Here is an 8,309-nt window from a genome sequence, read left to right as displayed (position 1 = left end):
GCTAAGTGCGGAAGAGATAAGTGCTGAAAGCATCTAAGCACGAAACTTGCCAAGAGATGAGTTCTCCCAATCTTATAGATTGTAAGGGTTGTTTAAGACTAAGACGTAGATAGGCAGGGTGTGTAAGTGATGTGAGTCATTGAGCTAACCTGTACTAATTGCCCGAGAGGCTTAACTATACAACGCTCAAGTGTTTTTGGTAGCTGAGTGAAGTAAGAGATGAAAAGCGAAGCAAATAAAAGTAGAGCGGAAACGAGTAAAAGACTAAACAAAGAAAAGCAACTATAGAAGACTCAATAGAAAGAAAATCGGATTCAGCTTGTAGCCAATAAGAACGAGTGAAAGGTAGAGGAAGAGCTGAGTAGCGAAAGATAAAGACAAGTTATCAACGAATTATCCTGGCGGCGATAGTGCGGTGGAACCACCTGAACCATACCGAACTCAGAAGTGAAACGCTGTAATGCCGATGGTAGTGTGGGGCTTCCCCATGTGAGAGTAGGGCACCGCCAGGTTACAAATACATAAATAGAATAAAGCAGAGTAGAATAAAAGATAAGAACCCCAGTTGAACTACTGGGGTTTTGTTTTTAATAAATATATCTATTTATATCATTTAGAGTTTTGATTTTTCATATTTTTCAAATAGACTTTATATACTCATTTTTAATCTCATCCATTATGCTTAAAAATTTAGATGAAATAACTTCAAGTATTATCCTTGATCCTCAAAATAAAGATTTTACAGAACGTGGAATTTTCCCTTTATTTTCGGCGCCTAAAACAGCTCGAATTAATATTGTAGGTCAAGCTCCAGGGTTAAAAGCTGAGAAAACTCGTTTATATTGGAATGATAAAAGCGGTGAGCGTTTACGTGAATGGTTGGGAGTAGATTACGATTATTTTTATAATTCTGGGATGTTTTCGGTTCTTCCTATGGATTTCTATTATCTTGGAAAAGGTAAATCGGGTGACTTACCACCTCGTCAAGGTTTCGCAGAAAAATGGCATCCAATGATTTTAGAGCATCTACCTAATATTCAGCTCACTATTCTTATTGGGCAATATGCACAGAAATATTATTTATCTGAAAATAAAGATAATGTAACTGATACTGTTAAAAATTATCGTCAATTCTTACCGCACTTTATACCTCTCGTGCATCCTTCCCCACGTAATCAGCTTTGGATAACAAAGAATCCATGGTTTGAAGAACAAGTTATTCCTGAATTACAAATTTTAGTCAAACAGATAATTAATAAAGACTAAGTTTTCATTTCTTACGCACACATAGTAATAACAATTTCTTTTACTTTACGGATATAATAAAACCTTTATGCACAGTTTTTTTATAACGATAATAATGTTTTAGGAGATTTGATGAAAAATTTCAAATATTTTGCTCAGAGTTATGTAGATTGGGTTATTCGTCTTGGGCGCCTTCGTTTTTCTCTTTTAGGCGTGATGATTCTTGCGGTTTTAGCACTTTGTACTCAGATTTTATTTAGTCTATTTATTGTTCATCAGATTTCTTGGGTAGATATTTTTCGTTCGGTAACTTTTGGCTTACTCACTGCGCCTTTTGTTATTTATTTTTTCACTTTATTGGTCGAAAAACTTGAACATTCTCGTCTTGATCTTTCTAGCTCGGTTAATCGATTGGAAAATGAGGTTGCCGAGCGAATTGCTGCTCAGAAAAAATTATCCCAAGCATTGGAAAAGTTGGAAAAAAATAGCAGTGATAAAAGTACCTTACTTGCCACAATAAGCCATGAATTACGCACGCCATTGAATGGGATTGTGGGGCTTAGCCAGATTTTACTTGATGACGAATTAGATGATCGCCAGCGTAATTATTTAAAAACTATCAACATAAGTGCGGTCAGTTTAGGCTATATTTTTAGCGATATTATTGATTTGGAAAAAATCGATGCCAGCCGAATTGAATTAAATCGCCAGCCAACAGATTTCCCCGCCTTATTAAACGATATTTATAATTTTGCTAGTTTCCTTGCCAAACAAAAAAATCTCATTTTTTCTTTAGAGCTTGAGCCTAATTTGCCTAATTGGTTGAATCTTGATCGTGTTCGCTTAAGCCAAATTTTGTGGAACTTAATTAGTAACGCGGTGAAGTTTACAGATCAGGGAAATATTATTCTGAAAATTATCAGAAATCAGGATTGTTACCATTTTATTGTGAAAGATACAGGAATGGGGATTTCACCTGAAGAACAAAAACATATTTTTGAAATGTATTATCAAGTGAAAGAAAGTCGCCAGCAAAGTGCGGGTAGCGGTATTGGGTTGGCTATTTCTAAAAATCTCGCTCAGTTAATGGAAGGGGATTTAACAGTTGAAAGTGAGCGAGGAAAAGGCGCTACGTTCCATCTTACTCTCCATGCTCAGGAAATTTCTGAAAAAGAATCCGTTAAGAAAAATATTCCATCCTTGAACATTCTTTTAGTGGAGGATGTTGACCTCAATATTATGGTTGCGAAAACTATTTTGGAAAAACTTGGGCATCATGTTGATGTTGCGACAAATGGCAAGCAGGCGATCACTTTATTTGAGAAAAATGTTTACGATATTTTATTGCTAGATATTAAATTACCAGATATGAGTGGTTTTGAAATCGCCCAATATTTGCGAGAGAACTATGAGGACGGTATTTATGATTTTTTACCACCAATGATTGCTTTTACCGCCAATGTTATGCAAAGCGAGCAAGAATATTTAGAAATGGGCATGGATGGCGTATTACGTAAACCCATTTCAATTAAGGATTTACACCATTGTCTGCAGCAATTTTTTGCGGATGAAAGCGAATCGATTATAGACATGAATGATGATAATGAGCTTTCAGAACAATTTGATTTAGCGCTGATTGAAACCCTTGGAAAATCCCAAATTTTAGAAAATTTATCTTTATTCAAACAAACTATGCCAAATTATCTTGCTCAATTATCAAAAGATAATATGAAAGAAACAGAAGATACTGCCCATAAAATTAAAGGGGCCGCGGCATCGGTGGGGTTAAATCATTTACGTCAATTAGCGGATACTTTAGAAAGTGCGGCTAAAAATTCTGATATTTTTAATTGCGGTGAATTGATTGATGAAATTGGGAATCATTGGTTAGAAAATGTAGAAGAGTTAGCTAAATTTTGTAAAGTAGAGGAATAATCCTTTTAGGAATTTATTTAGATATCAAAGGTGCGTTATAGTCTAATTTTATGAGATAAAAAGAACCCGGCTTTGGCCGGGTATTCTGTTTTTATTATCTATTTAATATTCCTTTATGTCTTAACAACGCATCTAATTGCGGTTCACGGCCACGGAAGCGTTTGAAGAGTTCCATTGGTTCTTCTGAGCCACCACGAGTGAGAATTTCATCTAGGAATGATTTGCCGGTGATTGGGTTGAAAATACTTTCTTCTTCAAAGCGTGAATAAGCGTCTGCTGATAATACTTCAGCCCATAAATAGCTGTAATAACCTGCGGCGTAGCCCCCTGCAAAAATATGGCTGAAGCTGTGTGGGGTTCTTGCCCAATCTACACCTTTTATGACGGCAACTTGTGATTTCACTGATTTAAGTGTATCCAAAATTTGATTGGTTTTTTCCGCATCAAAGGTGTGATGCAAGCGGAAATCAAAAATCCCAAATTCAAGCTGACGTAAGATAAACATTGCGGCTTGGAAATTTTTAGCTTTTAACAATTGCGTAAGTTTTTCTTTGGGCAACGGCTCGCCTGTTTCGTAATGTCCTGAAATAAACGCCAAAGCCTCTTCTTCCCAACACCAGTTTTCCATAAATTGACTTGGTAATTCCACAGCATCCCAAGGCACGCCATTTATACCCGCCACATCGGATACATCAATTTGCGTGAGCATATGATGGATTCCGTGACCAAATTCGTGGAATAGGGTCGTCACTTCATCGTGCGTAAATAACGCTGGCTTATTTCCTATCGGTGCATTAAAGTTACAAGTTAAATAAGCCACAGGAGTTTGAATGCTGCCATCCAGTTTACACTTGCGCCCAATACAATCATCCATCCACGCACCACCACGTTTGTGTTCGCGTGCATATAAATCAAGATAGAAACTGCCACGAAGTTGATCGTTTTCATCAATTAAATCAAAGAAACGCACATCTTTATGCCAAGTGTCCACGCCTTTGCGTTCCACTGCACGAATATTGAAAATACGTTTAATTAATTCAAACAATCCTGAAATCACGCGATTTTCAGGAAAATATGGGCGAAGTTCTTCATCATTAATGGCGTATAAATGTTGTTTTTGTTTTTCACTGTAAAAACCAATATCCCAAGGCGCAAGTTCAGTGACACCAAATTCTTTTTCGCAGTAATCTCTCAATTCTTGCAATTCTTTTTCGCCTTGTGGTTTAGCACGTTCGGCAAGATGATCTAAAAAATCAAGCACTTGTTGTGGGTTTTCTGCCATTTTGGTGGCAAGTGAAAGTTCGGTATAAGTATTAAAACCGAGTAATTTCGCCAGTTCTACGCGTAATGTAAGAATTTCTTCCATAACTTTACTGTTATCCCATTTGCCAGCGTTAGGGCCTTGTTCTGAGGCGCGTGTTGCGTAAGCACGGTACATTTCTTCACGCAATGCTCGATTTTCACAGTAAGTCATCACAGGCAAATAACTTGGGATTTCTAACGTAAAACGATAGCCTTTTAATCCTTTACTTTCGGCAGATTGTTGTGCAGCTTGTAGTGCAGATTCAGGTAAGCCATCCAGTTCTGCTTCGTTTTCAATGAGTTTTTCCCAGCCCATTGTGGCATCTAATAGGTTATTGCTAAATTGTGAATTTAATTCTGATAAGCGCGCTACAATTTCGCCATAACGTTGTTGTTTATCTTCTGAAAGCCCGATACCTGAAAGTTCAAAATCACGCAGTGAATTTTCAATAGCTTTCTTTTGCGCAATAGAATAGTCCGCAAATTCAGCACTATTTTTTAACGCTAAATAGGCATTATAAAGCCCTTTATGCTGACCAACCCAAGTGCTGTATTCAGAAAGTAACGGTAAGCACGCTTGATAGGCTTCACGCAATTCAGCACTGTTTTTTACTGAATTGAGATGAGAAACGGGCGACCAAGCACGATTTAAGCGATCATTGGTTTCCGTTAAAGGCAAAATGAAATTTTCCCAAGTAAAGTGCGGTTGTTTTAACACTTGTTCTATCGTATTGCGACAATCTTGAATTAATTTTTCAACAGCTGGTTGAATATGTTCTGGCTTGATTTGTGAAAATGGCGGTAAGCCTTGAATGTTAAGTAATGGATTTGACATAGACATAAATGTTCCTTTTTTGAAAATTACTTTTTATGTGACGGCAAATTCTATAATATCAAGGTTGAAAAATCTAAAAAAACAGTAATAATGGTTCGCATTTTCTTTTTTATTAGGAACATTATGAAAATTATTTACATTATTTTAGGTTTTCTTTCTCTTGCTCTTGGCATCATTGGCATTTTTCTTCCTCTTTTACCAACTACGCCTTTTTTATTACTTACTTTATTTTTCTTTGCCAAAGGTTCAAAACGCTTAGAACAATGGTTTTTAGGCACAAGTATTTATCAAAAACATCTCAAGTCCTTTAATGAAAATCGAGCATTAAAGAAAAATACCAAAATTTGTATTTTGACTTTTGTTACCACAATGCTACTAATTGGTTTTTATTTTACGCCAAGCGTAATAGGGCGTGGCGTTATTGCTGCATTGATTTGTATTAAGTTTTGGTTCTTCTTATTTTGGGTTAAAACTGAAAATGAATAATTTGTTCGCTTTATGCCAACGAAGTGCGGTTATTTTTTCTATCATTTTTACGATGGTGGCTTGTGATAAAGTGGATAGTCCTAAGCCTGTTTCGCCACAAGTTGAGGCGCCGAAAAATACTCAATTAGAATCTAACCGAGTTGAATTAAAACGCGGTGTTTATGGCGATTTGACTTTGCAACCTTGGCAAGCACAAAACGAAGAACAAACTCAATTATTACGAGATCTTTTTGAAGGATTAACAGCTTATGATGCGCAAGGTAATCTTGTTCCTGCCGTAGCAGAAAGCTGGCAAACTAAAGATAATAAAACGTGGATTGTTACTTTGCGTGAAAATGCCAAATGGTCAAATGGTGAAGCACTGACTGCCTCTGATTTTGTACAATCTTGGCAAGCCCTTTCTCAATCTGAAAGCCCGCTAAAAAATTATTTGGCTTTCATGAATGTGAAAAATGCGAAGGAAGTATTGGAAAAAACGCTAACTGTCGAATCGATTGGATTATTTGCCGAAAATGACCGCACTTTACGCATTGAATTGGATAAAGCATCGCCATATTTACCTTCTATGCTGGCGCACGTCAGCCTTTTGCCTCGCTATACAAAATCGCCTGAAACCCTTATCAGCAATGGAGCCTATCAATTACAAAGTCAGGCTAAAAATCAGCACATTTTAACAGCCAATCCTTATTATTGGGCAAAGGAAAAAGTGATATTTCAGCAAGTGAAGTATCAAAAAATTACAGCAGATGCAGATTTGTCTAATTTTGACGTTGTATTGAATCCGAAAAAAGTCGATCAGAATATCCAAGATTATCCGCAACTTTGTACTTACTTCTATGAGTTTAATCTTGCCGATCCTATTTTACAGAAAAGTGCGGTAAGAAAGGCGATTGTTTCGATGATTTCTACCAAGAATTTGGTTGCAGATATTGCTCATCTTCATCCTAGCAATACTTTTTTGCCAAAATCTATGCTCGGAGAGCAGGAGTCAATTTGGGAACCAGTCATCGCAGAACAATTACTTTCGCAAAATCAAATGAGTGAAACTCACCCGTTGAAATTACGCATTCGTTATGATGATTCGTCTCTGAATCAAACCATTGCAACGCAATTAAATCGTCAGTTATCGCAATCAGATTTATTACGAGTTGAAAATCAAGGGATGAACTGGCAAGAATTGCAAACCGCCCGCACAAAAGGCGATTTTCAATTAATTCGTTCTGGCTGGTGTGCTGATTTTAATGATCCCGTCGCTTTCTTAAATTTGTTCTATTCCAAAAGCCCTGATAACAAGAATGGCTATAAAAATGCAGAATTTGATCGTTTATTTGAAAGTGCAATGACGACGACATCCGAAAAAGTGCGGTTAGAAAATTACGCGAAATTAAAAGAGATAGTTCAACAAGAATATTTAGTGTTACCCATTTTTCAATATAGTACGCCAGTTTATCTTGCACCGAGTATAATGGGTGCGCAAGTAAATTCTGTCGGTATCATTTACAGTAAAGATTTGTGGAGAAAGGTTAAAAATTAGTAATCACGCTTGCAATCAAGGAAAGAATTCTTTAAGATTGGAGGCATTGGGGACAACTCCTACATCGTCCCCGTAGCGATTATCTTAGATAACTGTACCAGAACAGCTAACTAAACAACAGATAATCAAGAAAATGAAAAAGAGCGTTTTTTTCATTTTACTTACTCCTGATAAGCCCCGATCTTTGGAATACGAGACGGGGTTTCTCGTTTTTAGCAATATGCTAAAAAATCTTTTGATTATTCCGTGGCATAAAGTTTAAATAAAAAAGCCACACTGTTCAATATAACAGTATGGCTTTTTTAACATATATTATTTGTTAAATAATCTCTTCTTGGCAATGTGGGCAAGTCATTAAATGTTGTTCATCATTGTTATGTACAATGTAATGGCCCATTTTTTTCGCTTTAGTATCAAGATATTTTGTGTTGTAGCGGTTTTCGCCTACATTAAGCGGTACTCTCTCAACCACGTTGATACCTGCTTTTTTCATGGTTTCTACTTTTTCTGGGTTGTTGGTCATCAAACGAACTTTTTTTACCCCGAGTAGCTCGAACATATCGGCGCAGACTTCAAAGTTACGTTCATCTGCTTTGAAACCTAAAGCAAGATTGGCTTCAATGGTATCCATTCCCTTATCTTGTAAAGAATACGCACGGATTTTATTAATCAAACCAATTCCGCGGCCCTCTTCGCGATGATAAATTAAGACACCGCGACCTTCTTCTTGAATTTGTTTTAATGCTGTCGCCAGTTGGAACCCACAATCACATTTTAAGCTGTGAAGTGCATCGCCAGTTAGACATTCAGAATGGATGCGTGCTAACACAGGTTCATCAGCATTAGAAATATCACCCATCACTAAGGCTACATGTTCTTTTTTGGTATCTGGAAATTCAAATCCCACCATTTTAAAAATGCCGTATTCAGTGGGTAAATTAGCTTGCGCAACTAGCTGAATTTTTGCCATAA

At 36.8% G+C, this 8,309-nt stretch carries 6 protein-coding genes and 2 rRNA genes; 6 read left to right on the top strand and 2 right to left on the bottom strand.

Annotated features, from left to right (window positions below; translation table 11 throughout):
• The 4 genes from DV415_RS02720 to DV415_RS02705 form a co-directional block, all read left to right on the top strand.
• A 23S ribosomal RNA gene (locus DV415_RS02720) occupies window positions 1–179 on the top strand; the annotation flags it as partial.
• A 218-nt stretch (window positions 180–397) separates the two neighbouring features.
• Window positions 398–512, top strand: a 5S ribosomal RNA gene (rrf, locus tag DV415_RS02715).
• 166 nt (window positions 513–678) lie between these two features.
• A complete protein-coding gene (locus DV415_RS02710) occupies window positions 679–1,266 on the top strand; it encodes a uracil-DNA glycosylase family protein (protein ID WP_118776165.1) in 588 nt (195 codons plus the stop codon).
• A 111-nt stretch (window positions 1,267–1,377) separates the two neighbouring features.
• Window positions 1,378–3,180, top strand: a complete 1,803-nt coding sequence (locus DV415_RS02705; RefSeq protein WP_118790688.1) for an ATP-binding protein — start codon at window positions 1,378–1,380, stop codon at window positions 3,178–3,180.
• Between the two features lie 94 nt (window positions 3,181–3,274).
• Here the strand turns inward: DV415_RS02705 and prlC are convergent, their stop codons facing one another.
• Window positions 3,275–5,317: an oligopeptidase A gene (prlC, locus tag DV415_RS02700; RefSeq protein WP_118790693.1), complete on the bottom strand. Its 2,043-nt coding sequence runs from the start codon at window positions 5,315–5,317 to the stop codon at window positions 3,275–3,277.
• 123 nt (window positions 5,318–5,440) lie between these two features.
• On the opposite strand from prlC, the gene DV415_RS02695 reads away from it, so the two are divergent.
• Both DV415_RS02695 and DV415_RS02690 read left to right on the top strand, forming a co-directional pair.
• Window positions 5,441–5,803: a YbaN family protein gene (locus DV415_RS02695; RefSeq protein WP_118790686.1), complete on the top strand. Its 363-nt coding sequence runs from the start codon at window positions 5,441–5,443 to the stop codon at window positions 5,801–5,803.
• On the top strand, window positions 5,796–7,337 hold the full coding sequence (locus tag DV415_RS02690) for a peptide ABC transporter substrate-binding protein (protein ID WP_118790684.1): 1,542 nt from the start codon (window positions 5,796–5,798) through the stop codon (window positions 7,335–7,337). The genes DV415_RS02695 and DV415_RS02690 overlap by 8 nt, the downstream gene beginning before the upstream one ends.
• A gap of 319 nt (window positions 7,338–7,656) precedes the next feature.
• Here the strand turns inward: DV415_RS02690 and ribA are convergent, their stop codons facing one another.
• On the bottom strand, window positions 7,657–8,307 hold the full coding sequence (gene ribA, locus DV415_RS02685; RefSeq protein WP_005629111.1) for a GTP cyclohydrolase II: 651 nt from the start codon (window positions 8,305–8,307) through the stop codon (window positions 7,657–7,659).
• Window positions 8,308–8,309: the final 2 nt, after the last annotated feature.

Origin of the sequence: Haemophilus haemolyticus, from assembly GCF_003490595.1 — a bacterium.
Taxonomy (GTDB): Bacteria; Pseudomonadota; Gammaproteobacteria; order Enterobacterales; family Pasteurellaceae; genus Haemophilus; species Haemophilus haemolyticus_L.
Note: the sequence above shows the minus strand (reverse complement) of the source record. Positions and strands in the feature narration are given on the sequence as shown.